Origin of the sequence: Streptomyces sp. NPDC020875 (assembly GCF_040641415.1) — a bacterium.
Taxonomy (GTDB): Bacteria; Actinomycetota; Actinomycetes; order Streptomycetales; family Streptomycetaceae; genus Streptomyces.
Genome location: NZ_JBFADP010000062.1, coordinates 1 through 23,305 on the forward strand (window position 1 = coordinate 1; position 23,305 = coordinate 23,305).

21 protein-coding genes and 1 pseudogene are annotated in these 23,305 nt (G+C 73.2%); 9 read left to right on the plus strand and 13 right to left on the minus strand.

Annotated elements, in window-relative coordinates; all coding sequences use genetic code 11:
• Positions 1 to 222: 222 nt before the first annotated feature.
• Entirely contained in the window at positions 223 to 768 is a 546-nt protein-coding gene (locus AB0G74_RS28715; protein WP_361151908.1) for a bacterial proteasome activator family protein, read from the plus strand.
• Positions 769 to 999: 231 nt separating this feature from the next.
• Here AB0G74_RS28715 and AB0G74_RS28720 read toward each other — a convergent pair whose 3' ends face one another.
• Positions 1,000 to 1,980, minus strand: coding sequence for an NAD(P)H-quinone oxidoreductase (locus tag AB0G74_RS28720; RefSeq protein WP_361151910.1), 981 nt, complete (start codon positions 1,978 to 1,980; stop codon positions 1,000 to 1,002).
• A gap of 52 nt (positions 1,981 to 2,032) precedes the next feature.
• Positions 2,033 to 2,701, minus strand: a pseudogene (locus AB0G74_RS28725) (NAD(P)-binding protein); the annotation flags it as partial.
• A gap of 169 nt (positions 2,702 to 2,870) precedes the next feature.
• Here AB0G74_RS28725 and AB0G74_RS28730 point away from each other — a divergent pair.
• Positions 2,871 to 3,980, plus strand: a complete 1,110-nt coding sequence (locus AB0G74_RS28730; RefSeq protein WP_361151913.1) for a potassium channel family protein — start codon at positions 2,871 to 2,873, stop codon at positions 3,978 to 3,980.
• Between the two features lie 116 nt (positions 3,981 to 4,096).
• On the opposite strand, the gene AB0G74_RS28735 is transcribed toward AB0G74_RS28730, so the two are convergent.
• From AB0G74_RS28735 to pdhA, 5 genes are all read right to left on the minus strand, one after another.
• Positions 4,097 to 5,827 (minus strand): molybdopterin molybdotransferase MoeA, encoded by a 1,731-nt coding sequence (locus AB0G74_RS28735; protein ID WP_361151916.1) that lies wholly within the window; start codon positions 5,825 to 5,827, stop codon positions 4,097 to 4,099.
• On the minus strand, positions 5,824 to 6,726 hold the full coding sequence (locus AB0G74_RS28740; RefSeq protein ID WP_361151918.1) for an NTP transferase domain-containing protein: 903 nt from the start codon (positions 6,724 to 6,726) through the stop codon (positions 5,824 to 5,826). The genes AB0G74_RS28735 and AB0G74_RS28740 overlap by 4 nt, the downstream gene beginning before the upstream one ends.
• Positions 6,727 to 7,181: 455 nt before the next feature.
• On the minus strand, positions 7,182 to 8,660 hold the full coding sequence (locus AB0G74_RS28745; protein WP_361151921.1) for a dihydrolipoamide acetyltransferase family protein: 1,479 nt from the start codon (positions 8,658 to 8,660) through the stop codon (positions 7,182 to 7,184).
• On the minus strand, positions 8,660 to 9,694 hold the full coding sequence (locus tag AB0G74_RS28750) for an alpha-ketoacid dehydrogenase subunit beta (RefSeq protein WP_361151923.1): 1,035 nt from the start codon (positions 9,692 to 9,694) through the stop codon (positions 8,660 to 8,662). The genes AB0G74_RS28745 and AB0G74_RS28750 overlap by 1 nt, the downstream gene beginning before the upstream one ends.
• Complete coding sequence (gene pdhA, locus AB0G74_RS28755; protein ID WP_361151925.1) at positions 9,691 to 10,893, minus strand: pyruvate dehydrogenase (acetyl-transferring) E1 component subunit alpha; 1,203 nt, start codon at positions 10,891 to 10,893, stop codon at positions 9,691 to 9,693. The genes AB0G74_RS28750 and pdhA overlap by 4 nt, the downstream gene beginning before the upstream one ends.
• Before the next feature lie 190 nt (positions 10,894 to 11,083).
• On the opposite strand from pdhA, the gene AB0G74_RS28760 reads away from it, so the two are divergent.
• Entirely contained in the window at positions 11,084 to 11,614 is a 531-nt protein-coding gene (locus AB0G74_RS28760) for an Lrp/AsnC family transcriptional regulator (protein WP_361151999.1), read from the plus strand.
• Between the two features lie 187 nt (positions 11,615 to 11,801).
• Here AB0G74_RS28760 and AB0G74_RS28765 read toward each other — a convergent pair whose 3' ends face one another.
• Together AB0G74_RS28765 and AB0G74_RS28770 are read right to left on the minus strand one after the other, a co-directional pair.
• Positions 11,802 to 12,413, minus strand: coding sequence for a TetR/AcrR family transcriptional regulator (locus AB0G74_RS28765; protein ID WP_361151927.1), 612 nt, complete (start codon positions 12,411 to 12,413; stop codon positions 11,802 to 11,804).
• Complete coding sequence (locus AB0G74_RS28770; RefSeq protein ID WP_361151929.1) at positions 12,410 to 14,074, minus strand: 3-hydroxyacyl-CoA dehydrogenase; 1,665 nt, start codon at positions 14,072 to 14,074, stop codon at positions 12,410 to 12,412. Before AB0G74_RS28770 ends, AB0G74_RS28765 begins: the two co-directional genes overlap by 4 nt.
• Positions 14,075 to 14,199: 125 nt before the next feature.
• On the opposite strand from AB0G74_RS28770, the gene paaN reads away from it, so the two are divergent.
• Entirely contained in the window at positions 14,200 to 15,873 is a 1,674-nt protein-coding gene (gene paaN / locus AB0G74_RS28775; RefSeq protein WP_361151931.1) for a phenylacetic acid degradation protein PaaN, read from the plus strand.
• Between the two features lie 37 nt (positions 15,874 to 15,910).
• Here the strand turns inward: paaN and AB0G74_RS28780 are convergent, their stop codons facing one another.
• The 3 genes from AB0G74_RS28780 to AB0G74_RS28790 form a co-directional block, all read right to left on the minus strand.
• Positions 15,911 to 16,567, minus strand: a complete 657-nt coding sequence (locus AB0G74_RS28780; RefSeq protein ID WP_361152003.1) for a TrmH family RNA methyltransferase — start codon at positions 16,565 to 16,567, stop codon at positions 15,911 to 15,913.
• Positions 16,568 to 16,704: 137 nt separating this feature from the next.
• Positions 16,705 to 17,934: an HTTM domain-containing protein gene (locus AB0G74_RS28785; RefSeq protein ID WP_361151934.1), complete on the minus strand. Its 1,230-nt coding sequence runs from the start codon at positions 17,932 to 17,934 to the stop codon at positions 16,705 to 16,707.
• The gene (locus AB0G74_RS28790) at positions 17,931 to 18,800 is read right to left on the minus strand and encodes a DUF5819 family protein (protein ID WP_361151937.1); all 870 of its coding nucleotides are present in this window, start codon (positions 18,798 to 18,800) and stop codon (positions 17,931 to 17,933) included. Before AB0G74_RS28790 ends, AB0G74_RS28785 begins: the two co-directional genes overlap by 4 nt.
• Positions 18,801 to 19,123: 323 nt before the next feature.
• On the opposite strand from AB0G74_RS28790, the gene paaA reads away from it, so the two are divergent.
• The 5 genes from paaA to AB0G74_RS28815 are packed head-to-tail and all read left to right on the plus strand — an operon-like array spanning position 19,124 to position 22,843.
• Positions 19,124 to 20,170, plus strand: a complete 1,047-nt coding sequence (gene paaA, locus AB0G74_RS28795; RefSeq protein ID WP_361151939.1) for a 1,2-phenylacetyl-CoA epoxidase subunit PaaA — start codon at positions 19,124 to 19,126, stop codon at positions 20,168 to 20,170.
• Positions 20,167 to 20,463, plus strand: coding sequence for a 1,2-phenylacetyl-CoA epoxidase subunit PaaB (paaB, locus tag AB0G74_RS28800; RefSeq protein WP_361151941.1), 297 nt, complete (start codon positions 20,167 to 20,169; stop codon positions 20,461 to 20,463). The genes paaA and paaB overlap by 4 nt, the downstream gene beginning before the upstream one ends.
• Entirely contained in the window at positions 20,460 to 21,245 is a 786-nt protein-coding gene (gene paaC, locus AB0G74_RS28805) for a 1,2-phenylacetyl-CoA epoxidase subunit PaaC (RefSeq protein ID WP_361151944.1), read from the plus strand. Before paaB ends, paaC begins: the two co-directional genes overlap by 4 nt.
• Positions 21,239 to 21,757: a 1,2-phenylacetyl-CoA epoxidase subunit PaaD gene (gene paaD, locus AB0G74_RS28810; RefSeq protein ID WP_361151947.1), complete on the plus strand. Its 519-nt coding sequence runs from the start codon at positions 21,239 to 21,241 to the stop codon at positions 21,755 to 21,757. The genes paaC and paaD overlap by 7 nt, the downstream gene beginning before the upstream one ends.
• Complete coding sequence (locus AB0G74_RS28815) at positions 21,758 to 22,843, plus strand: 2Fe-2S iron-sulfur cluster-binding protein (protein ID WP_361151949.1); 1,086 nt, start codon at positions 21,758 to 21,760, stop codon at positions 22,841 to 22,843.
• A 94-nt stretch (positions 22,844 to 22,937) separates the two neighbouring features.
• Here the strand turns inward: AB0G74_RS28815 and AB0G74_RS28820 are convergent, their stop codons facing one another.
• The gene (locus tag AB0G74_RS28820) at positions 22,938 to 23,282 is read right to left on the minus strand and encodes a rhodanese-like domain-containing protein (RefSeq protein WP_361151952.1); all 345 of its coding nucleotides are present in this window, start codon (positions 23,280 to 23,282) and stop codon (positions 22,938 to 22,940) included.
• Between the last annotated feature and the right edge of the window lie 23 nt (positions 23,283 to 23,305).

Here is a 23,305-nt window from a genome sequence, read left to right on the forward strand (position 1 = left end):
GCCCGCTGCCCCCCCCCCACACCCCCTCCCCCGGCAAACCCCCCGGGGGGGGGCCCCGGCACCGCGCCCCCACCGGCCGCCGGGGCCGTCCGGGAACGTTCCCGGACGGCCCCGGGGCGGCTCCGGGACCGGCAGCCGCGCATATGTGCCCTCGTGTGGGAGTGATCACTCCCGCCCGGGGGCACACCCCGTGACGCGGTCGGTGTGCGCGAGAATGGCGGCATGGATATGCCGAGGAACGAACGCTCGCAGGAAAGCCCCCATGTCCTCGTCGTGGGGCAGGACGGCATGGCTCTCGGCGGCGGTGACGGTAGCGGCGACGACCAGTCTCGTGAGGTTCCCGTGACGGAGATGGTGGAACAGCCCGCGAAGGTCATGCGGATCGGCAGCATGATCAAGCAGCTGCTGGAAGAAGTCAGGGCCGCTCCTCTGGACGAGGCCAGCCGGGTCAGGCTGAAGGAGATCCACGCCAGCTCCGTGAAGGAGCTGGAGGACGGGCTCGCCCCCGAACTGGTCGAGGAGCTGGAACGGCTCTCCCTCCCCTTCACCGACGAGGCCGTCCCCTCCGAGGCGGAACTGCGGATCGCCCAGGCCCAGCTCGTGGGCTGGCTCGAAGGGCTCTTCCACGGCATCCAGACGGCCCTGTTCGCCCAGCAGATGGCGGCCCGGGCCCAGCTGGAGCAGATGCGCCGCGCCCTGCCGCCCGGCGCGTCGCACGACGAGGACAACCCGATGGACGGCGCGCTGCGCTCGGGGCCGTATCTGTAGACCGCGTCTACCACGTCCACCGCGTCCGCGGACCGCGGCTCCCGAGCCGTACCCCACAAGGGTCCCGGCCCGGGGCCGACCGGCCCGGGGGCGGCTCGGGCGCGGCTCGGGCGTCCCGGTGCGTACGCATGCGTACGAATGCCCGCGGACGCGTCCCGGTGCGTATGGCTGCCGCGTATGAATGCCGTGTACGTATGCGTACCGGGACGGTCTCCGCGGTCGCGGCGGGGGTCAGGCCGCCCTGAGCAGGATCTTGCCGGTATGCGTACCGGCCTCCAGCGCCTCATGGGCAGCGGCGGCATCCCGGAGCGGGAACTCCCGGTCGACCACGGTCCTGACCCGGCCCGACTCGATCAGCGGCCAGACGTGTTCCCGGACGGCCGCCATGATCGCCGCCTTCTCCTCCAGCGGCCTGGCCCGTAGCGATGTCGCGGTGATCGCCGCCCGCTTCCCCAGCAGCGTCGCCAGGTTCAGCTCGCCCTTGATTCCACCCTGGAGGCCGATGACGGCCAGCCGGCCGTTGACCGCGAGCGCCCGGACGTTCCGGTCCAGGTACTGGGCGCCCATGATGTCGAGGATGACATCGGCGCCGTCCCCGTCGGTGGCCCGGCGCAGTTCGTCGGCGAAGTCGTCCCGCCGGTAGTCGATCAGGATGTCCGCGCCCAGCTCGGCGCAGCGCGCCAGCTTCTCCGGGCCGCCCGCGGTGACCGCGACCCGCGCCCCGACGGCCTTGGCGAGCTGGATCGCCATCGTGCCGATCCCGCTCGCCCCGCCGTGGATCAGTACGGTCTCCCCCGGCCGCAGCCCCGCGACCAGGAAGACATTGGACCAGACCGTCGCGGTGACCTCGGGCAGGGACGCGGCGACCGCGAGATCGACACCCCGGGGCACCGGCAGTACCTGACCCGCGGGGACGGCGACCCGCTCCGCGTAGCCGCCGCCCGCGAGCAGGGCGCACACCTCGTCACCGAGGGCCCAGCCGGAGACCCCGGTCCCGATGCCGACGATCCGGCCCGAACACTCCAGGCCCGGATAGGGCGACGCGCCCGCCGGGGGGTCGTAGCGCCCCCGCCGCTGGAGGACGTCGGCACGGTTGACGGCACTGGCCACCACCTCGATGAGGACTTCGCCCTCGGCCGCCACGGGATCGGGCACCTCGGCCCAGACCAGCGCCTCGGGCCCACCGGGTTCCGGAATCGTGATCGCATGCATGACCGCGAGGCTACTCCGGAGCCGTTCCCCGGCCCCGCCCCAACCAGCTGTTTCAGGGCCGGTGGGGCTGCTCCGGCGGGGCGGACGCGTTCGCCCGGACGATGGTGATCAGACGGTCCGTCAACTGGAGCGGGCTCGCCGCCGGGTCGTCGTACCCGATCAGCCGATGGCCGCGCAGCACACTGACCACCAGATCGCCGGTGTCCCGGACGTCCTTCCCCACCTCGGCCTTTATCACCGGCCGCTCGACCAGGTCGAGGCCGCTGCCCTGATGGATCAGATCCTCCATCACGGCCCCGGCGTTCGGGCTGAGTACGGAGAGACCCAGCAGCCGCCCCGCCGCGCTGGCGCTGGTGATCACCGTATCGGCGCCCGACTGGCGGAGCAGGGGCCCGTTCTCCTCCTCCCGTACCGCCGCCACGATCTTCGCCTGCCGATTGAGCTGGCGCGCCGTCAGAGTGACCAGTACGGCGGTGTCGTCGCGCTGTGTCGCGATGACGATCTGCCGGGCCCGCTGGACCTCCGCCCGCAGCAGAACCCCGCTGCGGGTGGCGTCGCCGACCACGCCCTCGACACCCTCGGCCAGCGCCGACTCGATCACCTTGCCGCTCGGGTCGACCACGATGACCTGCTCTTTCGGCAGGCCCGTCGCCATCAGTGTCTGAAGGGCCGAGCGCCCCTTGGTCCCGAAGCCGACGATGATCGTGTGATCGCGCACGTCCGGCCTCCTCCTCGTCGTTCCCGAGTTCCCGATCCAGTTGTTCCGCCCGGCCCCGGTAGTACCCGTGTTCCCGGCACTTCCGACCGAACCCGGCGAGACTTACCCGGACGGATCCGCGACCATGGTCACCCATGCCCCGCGAGACGGCCAAGGCCGGAGGAGACACGCGATGAAGGACGAGGAACATCCGCCGCCCAGGGGACGGATCTCGATCCTGCGCTCCATCTGGTCCCGCCCCAAGGTGGAGACCAGCGACGACACCGAGGCGGGGCGCGCCATCACGATGCCCGCACAGGCGGCCGTACCGCCGCTCCAGCAGGTACTGCGGCGGCTGGCCATGGCGATACTGGTCCTCGCGGTCACCACCCTGCTCGTCTGGCTCGACCGGGCGGGCTACAACGACAACGCGGACGGCAAGGTCGACCTCCTCGACGCGGCGTACTACACCACCGTCACCCTCTCCACCACGGGTTACGGCGATATCGCCCCCGTCAGCGACGCCGCCAGGCTGACCAATATCTTCGTGATCACCCCGCTGCGCGTGGTCTTCCTGATCATCCTGGTCGGTACCACCTTGGAAGTGCTCACCGAACGCACCAGGCAGCAGGTCCGCGTCCACCGCTGGCGCTCCCGGATGCGGGACCACGTGGTCGTCGTCGGCTACGGCACCAAGGGGCGGCACGCCGTGGAGACCCTGCTCGGACAGGGCCTCACCAAGGAGCGGATCGTGATCGTCGACCCCCTCCAGAAGGCGGTCGACGCGGCCAACGCGGACGGGCTCGTCGCCGTCCAGGGCGATGCCACCCGCTCCAAGACCCTGCTCAGGGCGGAGCTGGAACGGGCCGCCCGGGTGATCATCTCCCCGCAGCGGGACGATACCGCCACCCTGGTGACCCTGACCGCCCGCCAGCTCAACCGCCGGGCGTCCATCGTGGTCGCGGTCCGCGAGGACGAGAACGTACCCCTGCTGAAGCAGAGCGGCGCGGACACCGTGGTCACCAGCTCCAGCTCCGCCGGACGGCTGCTGGGCGCGTCGACGGCGAGTCCGCATGTGGCGGACACCCTGGAGGATCTGATGACCCACGGCCGTGGGCTCAGCCTCACCGAACGGGGCGTACGGAAGGACGAGATCGGCCGGACCCTGCGGGAGTGCGCGGATCTGGTGGTCGCCGTGGTGCGGCGGAAGCGGATGCTGGACTACGCCGACCCGGAGGCCGCGACCATGCAGTTCGGGGACCGGCTGATCATCATCGGCCGGGAGGAACCCGAGTACCTCTGACGGATCCGGTGCTCCGAAGGACACCGGCCATTGGTCACCGGGCCGTTGGCCACCGACTGTTCGACGTTGATCACTGACAGTGTTTCACGTGAAACGCAGTCGGCGACCGGGCCCGGTCACAGCCAGAGGCCGTCGGTGCCGCCCGGGGCCGACGGGAGATCCAGTACCTCCAGTTCGTCCCCGGGCCGGGCCCCGCCGGGCGGTACGACCGCCAGCCCGTTGGCCGAGGCGATCCCGCGCAGCATCGCCGGACCGTGGTACCGCAGCGGCACCAGCAGCGCCCCGCTGTGCACGACGGGGACGAGCCGGGTGTCCCGGGGGTGACCGGACACCTCGTCACGTACCGGCGCGGTGTACGGAACCGGCTCCGGCAGCCCGCCGAGCGCGCGCAGCAGCGGCGCGGCCAGGGTGAGCAGCCCGGAGACCGCCGCGAGGGGGTTGCCGGGGAGCCCGACGAGACAGCGGGGGCCGGGCCCGTCGGGGAACCGGGCCAGCAGCATCGGATGGCCGGGCCGTACTCCGACACCGTCGACGACCAGGGTGGCGCCCGCCTTCCGCAGCACCGGATGGACATGGTCGACGGGCCCGGCGGCCGTACCGCCGGTGGTGATCACAAGATCGGCCGGGGAGCCGGTCACCGCCCGGCGGAGCGCCTTCTCGTCGTCGCCGATCCGGCGGGTGCCGAGGACTTCGGCGCCCAGGGCCCGCAGCCATGGGGCCGTCATGGGGCCGAGCGCGTCCCTGATCCGGCCGTCGTGGGGGAGTCCGCCGTCGAGGAGTTCGTCCCCGAGTACCAGCACTTCGACGGTCGGGCGGACGACGACGGCGAGTTCGTCGTATCCGGCCGCCGCCGCGAGCCCGAGCACGGCCGGGGTGGCCGTCGCCCCGGCGGGCAGCAGCCGCTCACCGGACCGGCACTCCTGGCCCCGGGGCCGGATGTCCTGGCCGTGGACCACCGTCCGGGACGGCAACAGCAGCCCCCGGGCCGGGTCGGGCCGGGCGTGCTCGGTCCGGATCACGGCGGTGGCCCCGGGCGGGACCCGGGCACCGGTGGCGATCGGCACGGCGGTGCCGTCGGGCAGCGGGGGTACGTCATCGCGCCCGGCGAGTACGGGGGCGGAGTCGTCGAGGTCCCAGGGGCCGGGTCCGGCCACGGCCCAGCCGTCCATGGCCGAGGTGTCGAACGACGGCAGATCGCAGAGCGCGGTCAGCTCCTCGGCCAGCACCAGGCCCACAGCCGACTCCAGCGATACCCGCCGGGTCCGGTCGCCGCGGAACACCTCCCGCCCGGCCGTCGCCGCCGCCGCCCGGGCTTCGGGCCAGGCCGTCCCCGCCCGCCGCTCCCGACCCGCTGCCGCTTCCGTCGGTCCTGCCGGTCCGGCCGGTCCCGCCCGGCCAGTGCGCCCGGTCCGTCCGGTCTGTCCTACGGGCCGTTCCGCGCCGCTCCCGTACGCGGCCCGGCCGACGAGCGCGAGGGCGTCCTCGACGCCGTCCTCACCGCCGGGGACGTCCGTGGCGGCGGGCTCCCGCGAGGCGGCCGGAACCCTGCGGGGAGCGGACCGGCCGACCAGCCCCAGGACGTCCTCGAAGCCGTCGTCGTTCCCGTCATCGTTGCCGTCGTCGCGCCCAGGGGCGGCGGCACCGGGGTCGGTCGGGGTGGCGGTGTCGGTCGGGGCGGCGGCGCGAGCTTCCCACGAGGCCGCCCGCCCCACCAGCGCGAGGGCGTCCTCGACCCCGTCATCGGCAGGGTCGGTGGGATCGGTGACGGCAGTGGGGGCGGTGGGGGCGGCGGCGGCCGGGCTCCCGGCGGTGGCCTTCCGGCCGCCCGAACGGGACCCGCCGCTCATGTCCCGCTCCCGTCAGGGCGCTGCTCGGTCTCCTCGGCCCAGCGGCGGGCGAGCGCGGTGGCCTTGCGTACCGCCTCCGCCACCGCCTCGGGGCCGCCACCCGCCGAAGCCGCCGCGTACCCCACGAGAAACGTGGTCAGCGGCGCGGCGGGCCGGGCGACGCCGTGCGCGGCGTCGCGGGCTAGATCGAGCAGCAGATGGGTGTCGACATCGAGGTCGACACCGAGATCGTCCTTGACCGCGGTGATCCATTCCTCCAGCACGGTGCCATGCTCCCTGATCCGGGCCCTGGCGACGGCGATGTCGTCCCAGGTGTCGCAGTCGAACGAGGCGAACGGCCCTGCCTCGATCCGGTCCAGGTCCAGTTCCCGGACCAGCAGCCGCAGCGGCAGTCCGGCCGGTGAGCCGTACTCCGTGGCGAGCAGGGCGATCTCCCGCCGGAGCGGCTCCGCCCGGTAGGCCGCCACCAGCGGCTGGTCCCGCCCGTCGGGGTCGGTCAGCACGACGCCCTCGTGCCCGTCGGCACCGAGCGCGTCCACCAGTCGGCGCACGGTCGAAGGGCCGAGGAACGGGAGATCGGCGGAGAGCACCACGACCGCGCCGTCCGGCGGGGTGGCGAGCTGCCGTACGCCCGCGGCGAGCGCGGCCAGGGGCCCGCCGCCCGGGGGATCCTCCCGGGTCCAGACGACGGGCCGTACGGTGGGCCTGCGCCCGCCGACGACGACCGTGCGCCCGGCGTCCCGGCAGGCGCCGAGCACCCGGTCGAGCAGCGCCCGCCCGCCCACGGCCACCCCGGGCTTGTCGGCCCCGCCGAGCCGCTTCGCGCCGCCCCCGGCGAGCACGACGGCGTCGTACCCGTCGGCCGACGGACCCGGCCCCGGTCCGGCCGACACGGTCATCACTGCGGTCCCGAGATCGCGGTCATACCCAGCAGTATGATCGCCCGCCGTCTCCCGGGTGAAGCGTCCCTCCCACCCCGTGCCGACCAGTAGGCGGGCCGGATTCCGCCTCTTCTACGCCTCTCCCACGCCCTTTCACGCCCTTCTACGGCCGTCGGCGCCCGTCGGCGCCTCGCGTACGGCCGTTCCCGGCAGACGTGACCGGACTCCGTCCGACGCGGCGGGCCGGTGGCGGGGGCGGCGGTCGGGCGAACCGCCGCACGCCTGTCCCAGCGCGCGGACGATGACCGGGCCGGTCGGTCCCGCGAGCCGAAGCCCCGGCCCCCTCGGGGCCGGGCGATTCCGGCTCCGACGGACACCGGCGGTCGGGCGGGCCGCCGGACGGGCCCGGCGGCGACCGGGCGGCCGACGGGCCTCGCGCCCCGGGGGAGATGCCGCCCCGGCCCCGGCCCCGGTCAGAGCGTCCGCAGCAGCACAGCCGGCTGTTCGACGCAGTCCGCCACATACCGCAGGAAGCCGCCCGCCGTGCCGCCGTCGCAGACCCGGTGGTCGAAGGTGAGGGAGAGCTGGACGACCTGACGCACGGCCAGCTCACCGCCGTGCACCCAGGGCCTGGGCACGATCCGGCCGACGCCGAGCATCGCCGCCTCCGGGTGGTTGATGATCGGCGTGGAGCCGTCGACCCCGAACACTCCGTAGTTGTTCAGGGTGAACGTCCCCCCGGTCAGCTCGGCCGGGGTCAGCGCCGACCCGCGGGCCGCGTCCGTCAGCCGGGCGAACTCCTCCGTCAGCGATTCGGCGCTCCGGCGGTTCGCGGACCGGACCACCGGGACGACCAGGCCCCGTTCGGTCTGGGCGGCGAAGCCGAGATGCACCTCGGGCAGCCGGACGATCTCCCGCCGGTCCGTGTCGATCCTGGAGTTCAGCTCCGGATAGCGGGCGAGCGCCGCCGTACAGACCCTGGCGAGCAGGGCGAGCAGGGATATCCGCGGCCCGCCCGCGGCGTTCATCGCCGTCCGCGCGGCCAGCAGTTCGGTGGCGTCCGCGTCGACCCAGCAGGTGGCGTCGGGTATCTCGGAGCGGCTGCGGGTCAGCTTGTCGGCGACCGCTCCGCGCACCCCGCGCAGCGGTATCCGGACCTCCGCCGCCGAAGCCGAAGTCTCAGCCGAAGCCCCGACAGCCTCGGCCGCCCTGCCCGTACCGAGGCCGGGTGCCGTCGCCGAGGCCGCCGGAGCAGGGGCGGGAGCGGCGGCGGGGGCCGGAACGGCGGTCCGCTCCGGCGGGGCGGTCGCGGCGGCGCCGATCGCCCGTTCCACATCGGAGCGGAGGATCAGCCCTTCAGGGCCCGATCCGGTCAGCTCCCGCAGATCGAGACCGCTCCGCCGGGCCAGGCGCCGTACCAGCGGCGAGATCACCGGCACGGGCCCGGCCGGGACCGGATCAGGGGTGACGACACCGGGCTCCCGCAGAACGGGCGTCCCCGGACGGGGGCGGGTCGCGTCGGGGGAGACCCGGCGGCGGCGCGCGGCGGGCGCCCCCGTCCCGTACCCGACGAGCACATTCCCGGACGACTCACTCGAAGCCCCCGACGAAGCCGGAGCCGAACCGGAACCGGCACCAGTGCCCGAGGCAGCCGTCGACGCCGCCGGGGCACCATCACCGTTGGCGGCACCGTCGCCGTCACCGGGCGCGCCCACCGCGACCGTCAGCAGCGGCGCCCCCACCGGGAGTTCCGTGCCCTCGTCGCCGAAGCGCGCGGTCACCACCCCGCCGTACGGGCAGGGCACCTCCACCATGGCCTTGGCCGTCTCGACCTCGACCACGGGCTGATCGACGGCGACCACATCGCCGACCGCGACCAGCCAGCGCACGATCTCCGCCTCGGTCAGCCCCTCCCCGAGATCGGGCAACCTGAACTCCAGCACCTGGGCCATCAGCTCTCCGCCTCCCACTGCAACCGCGCCACCGCGTCGAGAACCCGGTCGACCCCGGGCAGATGGTGCCGCTCCAGCATCGGCGGCGGATAGGGGATGTCAAAACCGGCGACCCTCAGCACCGGCGCCTCCAGCCGGTGGAAGCAGCGCTCGGTGACCCGGGCGGCGATCTCGCCGCCGGGTCCGCCGAAGCCGGTGGCCTCGTGGACGACGACCGCCCGCCCGGTGCGCCGGACCGAGGCGCAGACCGTCTCGTCGTCGAACGGTACGAGGCTCCGCAGATCGACGACCTCCAGGTCCCAGCCCTCGGCGGTGGCCGCTTCGGCCGCCTCCAGACAGACCGGGACCGAAGGACCGTAGGTGATCAGGGTGGCGTCGCTCCCCCGGCGCCGGACCACGGCCCGGCCCAGCGGCTCCACCCGCTTCGGCGCCTCCGGCGACCAGTCGGCCTTCGACCAGTAGAGCCGCTTGGGCTCCAGGAAGACCACCGGATCGTCCGAGGCGATCGACTCCCGCAGCAGCCCGTAGGCGTCCTCGACGGTCGCCGGGGCCACCACGTGCAGCCCCGGGGTGGCCATGTAGTACGCCTCGGAGGAGTCGCTGTGGTGCTCGACGCCGCCGATCCCGCCGCCGTAGGGCACCCGGACGGTGATCGGCAGCGGCATCGCGCCCCGGGTGCGGTTGCGCATCCGGGCGACATGGCTGAAGAGCTGCTCGAACGCGGGATAGGCGAAGGCGTCGAACTGCATCTCCACCACGGGCCGCAGCCCGTACATCGCCATGCCGACGGCCGCCCCGAGGATGCCTGCCTCGGCGAGCGGGGTGTCCGTACACCGGGAGTCGCCGAACTCGGCGGCCAGCCCGTCCGTGATCCGGAAGACACCGCCCAGGGTGCCCACGTCCTCGCCCAGGACGTGGACCGCCGGGTCCTCCGCCATCGCGTCCCGCAGGGCCCGGCGCAGGGCCTCGGCCATGGTCGCGGGCTTGGCCGGGGCCCCGGCCCGCCCGGCCGGTGTGGTCGTCGCCGTACTCATCGGTCCCCTCCTCGCGATCCGTCCGCCCGGTCGGCCCCGTCCGACCCGTCCTGCTCGTCCTCCGCCGCCAGCTCGGCCCGCAGCTGGGCCGCCTGCTCCCGGAGCTGGCCCGTCCGCTCCGCGTACACCTGGGTGAACAGATCCGCCGGGTCGAGCACCGGATCCGCGTTCATCCCCGCGCGCAGTTCGGCGGCCATCTCCTCGGCCGCGTCCGCGACGGCCTGTTTACCGGCGTCGTCCAGCAGCCCGCGCGCGGTCAGCTCCCGTTCCATCAGCAGGATCGGATCGTGGTCGCGCCAGGCGTCGGCGTCCTTCTCGCCCCGGTACCGCGTGGCGTCGTCGGCGTTGGTGTGCGCGTCCATCCGATAGGTGACCGCCTCCACCAGCGTCGGACCGCCGCCGCCCCGGGCCCGCTCCATCGCCTCGGAGAGCACCCGGTGGACCGCGGGCGCGTCGTTCCCGTCGACGAGCCGGCCGGGCATGCCGTACCCCACGGCCTTGTGGGCCAGGGACGGCGCCGCGGTCTGCTTGGCCAGCGGGACGGAGATCGCGAAGCCGTTGTTCTGGACGAGGAAGACGACCGGTGCCCGCCACACCGCCGCGAAGTTCAGCGCCTCGTGGAAATCGCCCTCGCTGGTGCCGCCGTCGCCGACGAGGGCCAGCGCGACCACGTCGTCCCCCTTGAGCCGGGCCGCGTGCGCCAGCCCGACCGCGTGCGGCAGCTGGGTGGCCAGCGGGGTGCACAGCGGGGCGATCCGGTGCTCGTGCGGGTCGTATCCGGTGTGCCAGTCGCCCCGGAGCAGGGTCAGCGCCTGCACCGGGTCCAGTCCGCGGGCGACCGCCGCCAGCGTGTCCCGGTAGCTGGGGAAGAGCCAGTCCCGCTCGCGGAGCACCAGCGCGGCGGCCACCTCGCACGCCTCCTGGCCGGTGCTCGACGGATAGACGGCGAGCCGCCCCTGCTTGGTCAGCGCCGTCGCCTGGGCGTTGTACCGGCGGCCGCGGACGAGCTGGGCGTAGAGGGCGAGCAGGAGATCGGGATCGGCCGACGCCGCCGCGTCCGTACCGAGCACGCGGAACGGCTCGGGGTCGGGGAGCAGGGGCGCGGGGTCGGTCCGGGGCCGCCACGCCGGGGGCGGGCTGGGGCGGTAGGCGGCGGAACCCGGCAGCTCCTGCACGGTCGTGCTGCTGCTCTTGCGCAACGCGAGCACCTCCTCGTGGGGGCGACGAAGGAAGCGGTCCGGCTGTGGCCCGCCTCACCTACCGATTGTTCGGTCGTCGGCGCAATTTGGCTACAGGCGCCTCCAGCCTGTGGACAAACGGTTCCCCACAGCCTGTGATGGGCACAGGTCGTCCATACCGGGGAAGCGGGGGGACATGGGAGCTGAACAAATGGCCGACGGCGCGGCCCGAACCGGACAACCGCTCGCGCCCCGCCCGCTGGACGCGATCGACCGGGACATCCTCCGGATCCTCCAAGCCGAAGGCCGGGCCTCGATACGCTCCGTGGCCGAGCGGGTGCACGTCTCCAGGGCCAATGCCTACGCCCGGATCAACCGTCTGGTCGACGACGGGGTGATCCGGGGCTTCAGCGCCCGGATCGACCATGAGCGGGCGGGCCAGGGGGCCTCCGCCTACATCACGCTCAAGATCGTGCAGAACTCCTGGCGCACCGTGCGCGAGCAGCTCGAGGAGTTGCCGGGTGCCGCGCACATCGCCCTGGTCAGCGGTGATTTCGATGTACTGCTGCTGATCCACACCCGGGACAACAGGACCCTGCGGGAGCTGGTGCTGACCCGGCTCCAGTCCATTCCGGAGGTGCTCTCCACCCGGACCCTGCTGGTCTTCGAGGAGACCGATCTCGACCGGGGCACGGGCGTCCCCGCGCCCGCGACGGCCCCGGACGACGACCCGGCCGGCTGACCACCGCGCGACGCCTCGCGCGCACCGGTCCCGAAGCACGCCGAGCCGCCCGGTACGGATCGCGGACGGACGGCACCCCCGACCCCCGCGACAGCTCCCCGGAACCCGCGGGGACCGGGGAAGACCGTGGCTGGGCCCTGAAGACCGTGCGGAGGCCGCGGGAAGGCTTCCGGAGACGCCGGGAGCGTCAGCCCGCCGCCCGGGGCCCGTCGGCCGTCCGCAGGCCGTCGAAGGCGATCCGTACCACCGTCTCCGCCACCTGGTCCCCCTCCCAGCCGCCGCCGGGATGCGGCCGGTACCACTCGACCAGGGAATTGACCATGCCGAAGAGGAGCCGGGTGGCGAGCCGGGTGTCCACATCGGCCCGCAGATCGCCGTCGGCCGCCGCCGCCCGCAGCAGATCGACCACCCGCTGGTCGAACTCCCGGCGCCGGTCCATGGCCCACCGCTCCGTCTTGGTGTTCCCCCGCACCCGCAGCAGCAGCGTCACATACGGCAGATCCGCCACCAGTACTTGTACGGTCCGCCGCACCACGTACTCGACCCGCTCCACGGCCCGGCCGCGCTGCGCCCCCGGCTCGTCGAGGATCGCGAAGAGCCCGTCGATCGCCCGGCTCACCGCCCGGCGCAGCAGCTCCTCCTTGCCCGCCACATGGTGGTAGATCGACGACTTGGAGATCCCCGCCGCCTGGGAGAGGTGCTCCATGGAAGTGCCGTCGTAGCCGCGCTCGTTGAAGATCCGCACCGCCACCGTCAGCAGCGTCTCCGGTGTGTACGTGTCCCGCTTCGCGGTGGTCATCCGTCCGCTCCCTCACCCTGGAAAGTCCGCCGGTAGAGCGCGTATCCGGGGGCGTAGCGCCCCGACTGCAGAAAGCCGTGCATCTCTTCCAGCTGGTGGTACGCCCATCCCGGCGGCAGCCGCCGCTCCCAGCCGAACGGGCCCACGGGATGACCGGCGCCGTGCCGCATCGCCCGGTCGACGTCCGCTTCGCTCGCGACGCCCCGGGCGACCGCGTCCGCGGCGATGTCGATCAGCATCGCCACCGTACGGGCGACGATCAGGCCCGGTACGTCGGCCACGACGCTGACCTTCTTGCCCAGCGCCTGGAAGAGGCCGACCGCCTCGTCGGCGGTCCGCGCCGACGCGGTCGGCGCGGGCGCGATCGCGACCCGGGTCGCGGCCCGGTAGTCGAGCGCCAGATCGACCTGGACCCATTCCCGCCCGTGGCCGGGCGGGGCGCCGGTCACCGGTACGACGAATCCGCCGCCCGGCAGCTCGATTCCGGGCCGCCACCGGCCGTCGTTCCCCTCGCGTACGTCGATCCCGGCCTCGGCCACCAGCTCCGCCAGCTCGGCCGTGAGCCCCTTGACGGCCCCGACCGTGACATAAGGAGGCGCGTCGACGGGCTCCGCGGTCTGCGGAAGGGGTCGTTCCGCGCCCGGTGTGTGGTCGTACCAGCCGTGGCCCGTCTTACGGCCCAGCAGCCCGGCCTCGACCAGCCGCCGCTGCGCCAGGGACGGGACGAACTTCGGGCTCTGGAAGAAGGAGTTCCAGACGGAGCGGGTGACGGCCTCGTTGACGTCCTGGCCGATCAGATCGGTCAGTTCGAACGGGCCCATCGGGAAGCCGCCGCACTCGCGGAGCACCGCGTCGATCGTGGCCGGGTCGGCCGCCCGCTCCTCGTAGAGGGCGAAGGCTTCGGCGTAGAAGGGCCGGGCCACCCGGTTGACGATGAAGCCGGGTTCGTCGGCGGATGCGACCGGGATCTTGCCCCATGCCTCGACGGTCGCCCTCGCCAGCGCCGTGTACCGGGCGCCGGTCGTCCGGCCGCCGACGACCTCCACCAGGGGCATCAGGGGCGCGGGGTTGAAGAAGTGGAGTCCGACCAGCCGCTCCGGGCGGCCGAGCGCGCCCGCGACGGCGGTGACCGAGAGGGAGGAGGTGTTGGTGGCGAACAGGCAGTCCTCGGCGACCAGCACTTCGAGGGCCCGGAAGAGGTTCTGTTTGACCTCCAGGTCCTCGGCGACGGCCTCCACGACGAGGGCGGCGTCCGCGAGCCCGGAGACGCTGTCGACCGTACGGAGCCGGGAGCGGGCGGCATCCCGGTCGACCGCGTCCATCCGGCCCTTCTCGACGAGCCGGTCGAGGCGGGCGCCGATGTCCTTCACGGCCTCGGCCGCGCGCTCCCCGTCCTGGTCGTAGAGGTGTACGGGGTGTCCGGCGGCCAGGGCCACCTGGGCTATGCCCCGGCCCATCGTCCCGGCGCCGACGACCGCGACGAGGGCGCCGAGCGGCAGCGGGGCAGCGGACTCGGCGGATCCGGTGGATTCAGCGGATCCGGCGGGCGCGGCGGGCCCGGCAGGGACCTCGGAAGCGGCGGTCCGGCCGGGCCCGGCGCGGTCGGCGGACCCGTCGCCCGGGGCCCGCCCGGCGGCGGTCCCGGGCTCGATGGCGGTCATGGAGGTGATCCTCCCCGATGAGTTGTCCACAGCTTCGACAGGCCCCCTTGTACCGACCGATCGTTCGGTTACTCTAACCCTGTCCGCTCATCCCCGCCCACAGCTCGACGAGGAGTTGGTCCGTCATGACCCTGACCGAGACCCGGCTGACCGGCCATCGGACGACGCTCGACCAGGCCCTCGAAGCGATTCGGACCAGGGCCTACTGGTCCCCCCATCCCGAGCATCCGAAGGCTTACGGGGAGAGCGCCCCGGCCGAAGATCTCGCCGCCTTCGAGGCGCTCAAGGGCAGCCGGTTCGATCTGGGCCAGCCCGGCACGGACGGCTGGGCGGGCGCCGAAGTCTCGCCGTACGGGCCCGAGTTGCGGATCGAGTACCCCCATGTCGATCCGGATGTCCTCCTTCCCGCGATGCGCTCCGCCGTACCCGCCTGGCGGGACGCCGGGCCCGAACGGCGGGCCCTGGTCTGTCTGGAGATCCTCGCGCGGATCGCGGCGCGGACGCATGAGATCGCCCATGCCGTGATGCACACCAGCGGTCAGGCGTTCATGATGGCGTTCCAGGCGGGCGGGCCGCATGCCCAGGACCGGGGTCTGGAGGCCGTGGCCTACGCCTATCAGGAGCAGACCAGGACCCCCGGGACGGCGGACTGGGCCAAGCCGCAGGGGAAGCGGGACCCGCTGAAGCTGCGGAAGTCGTTCACCACGGCCGGGCGCGGTGTCGCCCTGGTTATCGGCTGCAACACCTTCCCCACCTGGAACGGCTATCCGGGGCTCTTCGCCTCCCTCGCCACCGGCAATCCGGTGCTGGTGAAGCCGCATCCGAGGGCCGTGCTCCCGCTCGCACTCACCGTCGACATCGCCCGGGAGGCGCTCGCGGACGCGGGCTTCAGCCCCGATCTGGTCTGTCTGGCCGCCGAACGCCCCGGGGAGGGCATCGCCAAGACCCTCGCGCTCCGCCCCGAGGTCAGGATCATCGACTACACCGGCTCGACCGCCTTCGGCGACTGGCTGGAGACCCACGCCCGCCAGGCCCAGGTGTACACCGAGAAGGCGGGGGTGAACACGGTCGTCGTCGACTCCACCGCCGACTACAAGGGCATGCTGTCCAATCTGGCCTTCTCCCTCTCCCTCTACAGCGGCCAGATGTGCACCACCCCGCAGAATCTGCTGATCCCGCGCGACGGCATCACCACCGACGCGGGCCACAAGTCGTACGACGAGGTGGTGGGCGATCTCGCCGCGTCGGTGGACGGACTGCTCGGGGACGACGCCCGGGCCAACGCGCTGCTGGGCGCGCTGGTCAACCCCGATGTGAGGACGCGGCTGGACGGGGCGGCCGGACTGGGCGAGGTCGCGCTGCCCTCCCGCGAGGTGACGCATCCGGAGTTCCCGGACGCGGTGGTCCGTACTCCGGTCATCGTCAAGCTGGACGGGGGCGCGGCGGACCCGGAGGCGGTCTATCTCTCCGAGTGCTTCGGCCCGGTGTCGTTCGCGGTCGCGGTGGACTCCACGGCCGCCGCGGTCGAACTGCTGCGGCACACGATCCGCGACAAGGGCGCGATGACGGTCGGGGCCTATACGACGTCGGAGAAGGTCGAGCGGGCCCTGGAGGAGGTCTGCCTGGACGAGCCCGCCCAGCTCTCCCTCAACCTCACCGGCGGGGTGTACGTCAACCAGACGGCCGCCTTCTCCGACTTCCACGGCTCGGGCGGCAATCCGGCGGCCAACGCGGCGCTCTGCGACGGGGCGTTCGTGGCCAACCGCTTCCGGGTGGTGGAGGTCCGCCGCCAGGCGTAGGGCCTCCCCGCCGGACCGGGCCGGGAGGGCGCCCGGGTCAGGAGGGCGCGGAGATCTCGGCGTACCGCTGGACCCAGGCGTGCATGGCGATCGCCGCGGCGGCCCCGGCGTTGATCGACCGGGTCGAACCGAACTGGGCGATCGAGCAGACCATGGCGGCGTGCTCCCGCGCCTCCTCGGTCAGCCCCGGCCCCTCCTGGCCGAAGAGGAGCACACAGCGGCGCGGCAGTACGGTCCGCTCCAGCGGCACGGCGCCGGGGAGGTTGTCGATCCCGATGACCGGCAGCCCCTCGGCCGCCGCCCAGGCCGTCAGGGCGGCGGTGTCGGGATGGTGCCGGACGTGCTGATAGCGGTCGGTGACCATGGCACCGCGCCGGTTCCAGCGGCGGCGGCCCACGATATGGACCTCCCGGGCCAGAAAGGCGTTGGCGGTCCGGACGACGGAGCCGATGTTGAAGTCGTGGCTCCAGTTCTCCACCGCGATGTGGAAGTCGTGCCGCCGGGTGTCGAGATCGGCGACGACGGCCTCCCGTGTCCAGTAGCGGTAGCGGTCGGCCACATTGCGGCGATCGCCCCCGGCCAGGAGTTCGGGGTCGTAGCGCTCGTCCTCGGGCCAGGGCAGCGGATGCGGCCCGACTCCGATCTCGGGGCCGTAGCCGTCGTCGTACTGCACCGGCTCGTCCGTCCCGGTCACCGGACCGCCGTTCCCCGCAGCCCCACCAGTCCCCGCAGCCCCACCGGCCCCGGCGTACGCGGTGGCGCCGGACGCCTCCTCGGGGACGGCCGGGACGGCCGTCGGATCGGCTTCGGGCGCGGTACCTCGGGTCGTGCTCACCCCACGAGCGTACGGGGCGCGCCGGATTCCCCGGTCCGCTGCTCCGGCAGTACGGCCCCGGGGCCCGCCCCCTCCGGACCGTCCCCGGCGTCCGGCCGTTTCCCGGCCCGGCCCAGCAGCCGGTCCCGGCCGCGCGTCACCCGGACGCCCAGCCAGACCAGGAAGGCGGTCGGCAGGAAGACGGCGTCGGCGGCGATCATCGCCATCGAGAAGAACGGCAGCCCCATGATCACGGCGATCGCCGCGTGCTCGGCGATCATCACCACCAGCAGAACGTTCTTCACCCGGCGGTGGAAGAGGGTGAAGGGGAACGCGACCTGCACGATGACCGTGCCGTAGGTCAGCGCCATCACCATCAGCCCGTGCGAGCCCAGCATCTCGGAGAGGGCGGGCCAGGGGGCGAAGTAGTCCAGCTCCAGGGTGTAGTAGAGCGCCGTGCCGTCCCCCCAGCGGGAGCCCTGGATCTTGTACCAGCCCGCGGTGGCGTAGATCAGACAGACCTCCGCCATGATCACCACGAGTCCGACGTTGTGCCCGATGTTGGCGAGCGTGTCCAGCAGGATCCGGGGCTGATCCGGCACACCGGGCCGGTGCGCCAGCCACCACAGGCCCAGCCCGGCCCACATGCCCCAGAGCACCAGCAGGATGAAGAGGCCCGTCCGGTTCTCCACCGTGGCCAGCAGCAGGGCGGTACCGGTCACGACCCACAGCACCGGGCCCACCCGGTCGGGCGCGCCGGGTGCCTTACGGGCCCGGGCGGCGTCCAGCGACCAGACCCGGCCGCACCGGGTGACCAGCAGATAGATCGCCATGATGTGGATGACGTTGTCGCCGCCGTCGCCGACGAAGATCGTCCGGTTCTGGAGCGACAGCACGCCGACCATGAAGAGGGCCGACATGGTGCGGGTCCGCCAGCCCAGACAGAGGCCGAGCGCGGCCAGGCCCGCCAGGGCGTAGACGATCTCGAACCAGAGTTCGCCGTCCGACCACATCAGGACCGTGAAGGAGTCGTTGCCGGAGATGAAGCCGTCCGCGAGCTGCCAGCTCCACGGCCCGTCGGGGCCGTACAGCTGATGGCGGTGCGGGAACTCGCGGAGCAGGAAGAACAGCCAGGTCGCGGAGAAGCCGATCCGGATGATCGCGCTCTGGTACGGGCCGAAGGCGGTCGCGGTGACCTTCTGGAGCAGTTCGGCGGTCCGGGTGGAGCCCTCGTTCGTGCCGCTCATCGGGCCGCCTCCGCGCGCTCGCCGTTCCCGCCGTCCTTGCCGCTGCCCTCGCCGCTGCCCTCGCCGCCGCCCTTGCCGCTGCTCTCGCCGCTGTCCGCCGCGCGGACGCCGTGGCCGAGCGGCCGGTCGGCGTCGGTGACGTTCCACCACGGCAGCACCCGGTACGACGGCCGGGTGTCGGTCTTCTCCTTCGACCACGGCGGCGCCTTCACCAGCGTCGCCACCGAGCGGATCTGGATCCGCTCCACCCTCCCCCCGAGATCGTGGTCCCGTTCGATCCGCAGCGTCACCAGCCGCCGCAGATAGGTCTCGGACTGCTCGCCGCGGCGGCCGGTGGCCCGGTTCTGGTCGTCGTGCGAACCGGTGTAGAAGTCCCAGGCCCGGCGGAGCTGGTTCTGCGCGGTGTGGCTGGGCAGCAGGCTGCCGCGGATCGCGTCGACGTCGTCGGCGCCCAGATCGATCCACTCCGTGGTCTTCTTCTCGCCGCCCGCGCCGGACAGCTCCGCCTTCACCTGGATGGTGATGTTCTGCTGGAGGGGGTTGGGGGCGAAGAGCTTCCAGTTCTGCTCGAACTCGGGCAGCACCCAGCCGTCCACGGCCTCGCTGTACTCCTTGCTGGCGGTGTTGGAGGGCGCCACGTGCAGAAAGACCATCAGCAGATGGACGGCGCCGACCAGGGCCGCCAGGCCCAGCACGACGGCGGCGGTGACCTGGTACGGGAACGAGAGCGCGGCGAGCCCCGCGGCGGGAGCGGCGCCCGGGCCCTCCGGACCGCTCCCGGCGCCGGGAGACCGACCGGAACCGGAACCGCCGGGGCCCTCGCCGGAGCCGGAACCGCCGGGGCCGTCGTGGCCGGGCTCGCTCACCCCACCGGCGGATCCGCCGGCCGAACCGGCGGGGCCACCGGTGGCGGGGCCGTCGGCGGCAGTCCCCGCGGCGGTCCCGCCGGGGGTCGCGGAATCCGGGCCGGACTCACGTTCCCGCCGGTCGGAGGGGGAAAGCGGGGTGCCGTCCGGTGGGGAGCCGGGCCGCCGACCCCTCTGTTCCCGTGCGCCTTCGTGCTCGTAGGAGTCCATCCCGCCCCGATCCCGCCGGTCCCACCTCGGTTATCCACAGGGTTGACACCTTAAGGGCCGCCGACCCACCATTGAAGTCAATGAACCGAACGATCGGTCGGTAGGGGGTTCGGATGACGTCAGTGACGGCGGATACGCCGGAGATGTACGGCCCTGCGCCCGGCGCCGGCCCCGGATCCGCCGGGGCAGCGGGGTCCGCAGGAGCCGCGGGGGCGTCCGCGCAGGAGGTCTTCGACGCGGCCGTGGCGGCCGACGAGCGGATCGAGCCGCGCGACTGGATGCCCGACGCCTACCGGGCCACCCTGGTCCGGCAGATGGCCCAGCACGCCCACTCCGAGATCATCGGCATGCAGCCCGAGGCCAACTGGATCACCCGCGCCCCCTCCCTGCGCCGCAAGGCGATCCTGATGGCCAAGGTGCAGGACGAGGCGGGCCACGGCCTCTATCTGTACAGCGCCGCCGAGACCCTGGGCGTCAGCCGGGACGAGCTGCTGGACAAGCTCCACGCGGGCCGCCAGCGGTACTCCTCGATCTTTAACTACCCCACGCTGACCTGGGCCGACGTCGGCGCCATCGGCTGGCTGGTGGACGGTGCCGCGATCACCAACCAGGTCCCGCTGTGCCGCTGCTCCTACGGCCCCTACGCGCGTGCGATGGTCCGGATCTGCAAGGAGGAGTCCTTCCACCAGCGCCAGGGCTACGAGCTGCTGCACGCCCTCTCCCAGGGCACCCCCGCCCAGCACGCGATGGCCCAGGACGCCGTGGACCGCTGGTGGTGGCCGTCGCTGATGATGTTCGGCCCGCCGGACGACGAGTCGGCGCACTCGGCGCAGTCCATGGCCTGGAAGATCAAGCGCCATTCCAACGACGAGCTGCGGCAGCGCTTCGTGGACATCTGCGTCCCGCAGGCCGAATCCCTCGGCCTCGCCCTCCCCGACCCCGATCTCCGGTGGAACGAGGAGCGCGGCCACCACGACTTCGGCGCGATCGACTGGGCCGAGTTCCACGCGGTCCTCAAGGGCAACGGCCCCTGCAACGAAGAGCGGCTGTCCCAGCGCCGCCGGGCCCACGAGGACGGCGCCTGGGTCAGGGAAGCCGCCGCGGCCCATGCCGCCAAGCGGTCCGCCCGCACCACAGCGTCCCTGGAGGCCACGGCATGAGCGGCAGCGGCACGGCGGAGTGGCCCATGTGGGAGGTGTTCGTCCGGTCCCGGCGCGGCCTCTCCCACACCCACGCCGGAAGCCTGCACGCCCCGGACGCCGAGATGGCCCTGCGAAACGCCCGGGACCTGTACACCCGGCGCGGCGAGGGGGTGTCGATCTGGGTGGTGCCCTCGACCGCCGTCACGGCCTCGTCGCCGGACGAGAAGGACCCCTTCTTCGAGCCCTCCGCCGACAAGCCCTACCGCCATCCGACGTTCTACGAGATCCCGGACGGGGTGAGGCATCTGTGACCGCCGCACCGGCCGAGGCGGACGCCGCGGCGCTCGCCCTCGGAGACGACGCGCTGGTGCTCTCGCACCGGCTGGGGGAGTGGGCGGGCCACGCCCCCGTCCTGGAGGAAGAGGTCGCGCTCGCCAACATCGCCCTCGATCTGCTCGGCCAGGCCCGGGTCCTGCTCTCCCTCGCCGGTAACGAGGACGAGCTGGCCTACCTCCGGGAGGAGCGCGCCTTCCGCAATCTGCAGCTGGTCGAGCAGCCCAACGGCGACTTCGCCCGGACGATCGTCCGCCAGCTCTACTTCTCCACCTACCAGCACCTTCTGTACGAGCGGCTGGCCGCCGCCGAGAGCCGCTTCACCGCCCTCGCCGCCAAGGCGGTCAAGGAGGTCGCCTACCACCGGGACCACGCCGAGCAGTGGACGGTGCGGCTGGGGGACGGCACCGAGGAGAGTCGGCGCCGGATGCTGCGGGCCGTCGAAGAGCTGTGGCGGTTCACCGGGGAGCCGTTCCAGCCCTTCGCCGGGCTGATCCACCGCACCAGCGCCTCAGCCGCCCCGGCCGATGGGGCTGGTGGGGCCAGTGGGGCGGAGGTCGACGGGCGGGAGCTGGAGGCCGAGTGGCTGTCATCCGTGACCGCCGTGCTGACCCGGGCGACGCTCCCCGTGCCCGAAGGCCCGCGCACCGGCGGCTGGACCGCGGGCGCCGGACGGCAGGGCATCCACACCGAGCCCTTCGGCCGGACCCTCGCCGAGATGCAGCATCTGCACCGCAGCCATCCGGGGGCGTCATGGTGAGCGGCACGGCACAACGCCCCACCGGGGACACGGCCCTGGAGGCGGAGCTGCGGCGCGTCGCGGGAGCCGTGCCCGACCCGGAGCTGCCGGTGGTGACCCTGGCCGAGCTGGGCGTTCTGCGCGATGTCAGGGTGCTCGGGCCGGGCCGGGTCAAGGTGGCCCTGACCCCGACCTACACCGGCTGCCCCGCCGTCGAGGCCATGAGCGACGACATAGAGCGCGCCCTGCTCGGACACGGCATGGCGGAGGTCTCCGTCGTCACGGTGCTCTCCCCCGCCTGGTCGACCGACGACATCACCTCCGAAGGGCGGCGCAAGCTGGCCGAGTCCGGAATCGCCCCGCCCCGGCCGCACCCGGCGTCCGGACCGGTCCCGGTGGGCCTCTCCGTCCGCTGCCCCCACTGCGGCTCCACGGAGACCGAACTGCTCAGCCGGTTCTCCTCGACCGCCTGCAAGGCGCTGCGCCGCTGTGTCTCCTGCCGTGAACCCTTCGACCACTTCAAGGAGTTGTAGATGTTCCATCCGCTCCGGGTCGCCGCGGTCGACCGGCTCACCGACGACGCCGTCGCCGTCACCTTCGACGTGCCGCCCGAACTGGCCGCCGAGTTCCGGCACACCCCCGGTCAGCATCTGGCGCTGCGCCGGATCGTCGACGGCGCGGAGATCCGCCGGACGTACTCGATCTGCGCCCCCGCCGTAACCCCGCCCCCGGACGGCGGGGACGACACGGCCCCGGCGTTCCGGCCCGTCCTCAGGGTGGGCATCCGGCTGGTCGAGGGCGGCGAGTTCTCCACCTGGGCGCTGAAGGAGCTGGCCGTCGGCGACCGGGTCGAGGTGATGCCCCCGACGGGCCGGTTCCGGCTCGATCCCCGCCCCGGATACTTCGCGGCGGTCGTCGGCGGCAGCGGGATCACACCGGTGCTGTCGATGGCCGCGACGCTGCTGGCCCGGGAACCGGATGCCCGGTTCTGTCTGATCCGGAGCGACCGGACCGTCGCGTCGACGATGTTCCTGGACGAGGTCGCCGACCTCAAGGACCGCTATCCGGACCGCTTCCAGCTGGTCACGGCGCTCTCCCGGGAGGAGCAGTCCTCGGGGCTGCCGTCCGGACGGCTGGACGGCGAGCGGCTGGCCGTTCTGCTGCCCGCACTGCTCCCGGTCGCCGCGGTGGACGGCTGGTTCCTCTGCGGACCGCTGGGTCTGGTGGCCTCGGCCGAGCGGACCCTGCGCGGACTCGGGGTCGACCGCTCCCGGATCCACCAGGAGATCTTCCATGTCGACGACGGCTCGGCCCCCGCGCCCGCCCCGCTGCCCGCCCCCGACCGGGCCACGCTCACGGCGACCCTGCACGGCCGCTCCGGCGACTGGCCCGTCCGGGAGCGGGAGTCCCTGCTGGAGACCGTGCTGCGGAACCGGTCCGACGCGCCCTATGCCTGCAAGGGCGGCGTCTGCGGAACCTGCCGGGCGTTCCTGGCCAGGGGCGAGGTGCGGATGGACCGCAACTTCGCCCTGGAGCCGGAGGAGACGGAGGCGGGCTATGTCCTGGCGTGCCAGTCCCACCCGGTGACCGCGGAGGTGGAGCTGGACTTCGACCGCTGACGCCCGACCGCCCGGCCGGGCCCGCCCCGCCGCCCGCCCGTTCGTCCCCTGCCCGTCCGTCCGGCGCGCGGACGGGCCGGCCGTCGAAGACGCCTCAGAGGACGATCGCGGGGCCCTCGCCGTCCGTGGTCATCGGGCGTCCGGCGGCCTCCCAGGCGTACATTCCGCCGTCGATGTTGACCGCGTCGATGCCCTGCTGGGTGAGGTATGCCGTGACCTGCGCGGACCGTCCGCCGGACCGGCACATCACATAGGCGCGCCGGCCGTCCTCCACGGCCTGGGTCACCTCGCCGAACCGGGCCACGAAGTCACTCATCGGCACATGGAGAGCGCCGTCCACATGACCGGCCGCCCACTCGTCGTGCTCACGGACGTCCAGCATCAGCCCGTCGGCCGGTACCTCGGCCACGGTCACCGAGGGCAGCGGGGCGAAATTCATGGGTCAAGCCTCTTCTCATACGT

What these genes read in the sequence shown, in the direction of transcription:
- AB0G74_RS28770 (WP_361151929.1), bottom strand. Translation starts at nt 14,074, where the DNA reads ATGACCGCCATCGAGCCCGGGACCGCCGCCGGGCGGGCCCCGGGCGAC.
- AB0G74_RS28740 (WP_361151918.1), bottom strand. Translation starts at nt 6,726, where the DNA reads ATGACCGTGTCGGCCGGACCGGGGCCGGGTCCGTCGGCCGACGGGTAC.
- paaB (WP_361151941.1), top strand. Translation starts at nt 20,167, where the DNA reads ATGAGCGGCAGCGGCACGGCGGAGTGGCCCATGTGGGAGGTGTTCGTC.
- paaD (WP_361151947.1), top strand. Translation starts at nt 21,239, where the DNA reads ATGGTGAGCGGCACGGCACAACGCCCCACCGGGGACACGGCCCTGGAG.
- AB0G74_RS28760 (WP_361151999.1), top strand. Translation starts at nt 11,084, where the DNA reads ATGGCCGACGGCGCGGCCCGAACCGGACAACCGCTCGCGCCCCGCCCG.
- AB0G74_RS28745 (WP_361151921.1), bottom strand. Translation starts at nt 8,660, where the DNA reads ATGGCCCAGGTGCTGGAGTTCAGGTTGCCCGATCTCGGGGAGGGGCTG.
- AB0G74_RS28750 (WP_361151923.1), bottom strand. Translation starts at nt 9,694, where the DNA reads ATGAGTACGGCGACGACCACACCGGCCGGGCGGGCCGGGGCCCCGGCC.
- AB0G74_RS28815 (WP_361151949.1), top strand. Translation starts at nt 21,758, where the DNA reads ATGTTCCATCCGCTCCGGGTCGCCGCGGTCGACCGGCTCACCGACGAC.
- paaN (WP_361151931.1), top strand. Translation starts at nt 14,200, where the DNA reads ATGACCCTGACCGAGACCCGGCTGACCGGCCATCGGACGACGCTCGAC.
- AB0G74_RS28765 (WP_361151927.1), bottom strand. Translation starts at nt 12,413, where the DNA reads ATGACCACCGCGAAGCGGGACACGTACACACCGGAGACGCTGCTGACG.
- AB0G74_RS28785 (WP_361151934.1), bottom strand. Translation starts at nt 17,934, where the DNA reads ATGAGCGGCACGAACGAGGGCTCCACCCGGACCGCCGAACTGCTCCAG.
- AB0G74_RS28820 (WP_361151952.1), bottom strand. Translation starts at nt 23,282, where the DNA reads ATGAATTTCGCCCCGCTGCCCTCGGTGACCGTGGCCGAGGTACCGGCC.
- AB0G74_RS28715 (WP_361151908.1), top strand. Translation starts at nt 223, where the DNA reads ATGGATATGCCGAGGAACGAACGCTCGCAGGAAAGCCCCCATGTCCTC.
- paaA (WP_361151939.1), top strand. Translation starts at nt 19,124, where the DNA reads ATGACGTCAGTGACGGCGGATACGCCGGAGATGTACGGCCCTGCGCCC.
- AB0G74_RS28730 (WP_361151913.1), top strand. Translation starts at nt 2,871, where the DNA reads ATGAAGGACGAGGAACATCCGCCGCCCAGGGGACGGATCTCGATCCTG.
- AB0G74_RS28735 (WP_361151916.1), bottom strand. Translation starts at nt 5,827, where the DNA reads ATGAGCGGCGGGTCCCGTTCGGGCGGCCGGAAGGCCACCGCCGGGAGC.
- AB0G74_RS28720 (WP_361151910.1), bottom strand. Translation starts at nt 1,980, where the DNA reads ATGCATGCGATCACGATTCCGGAACCCGGTGGGCCCGAGGCGCTGGTC.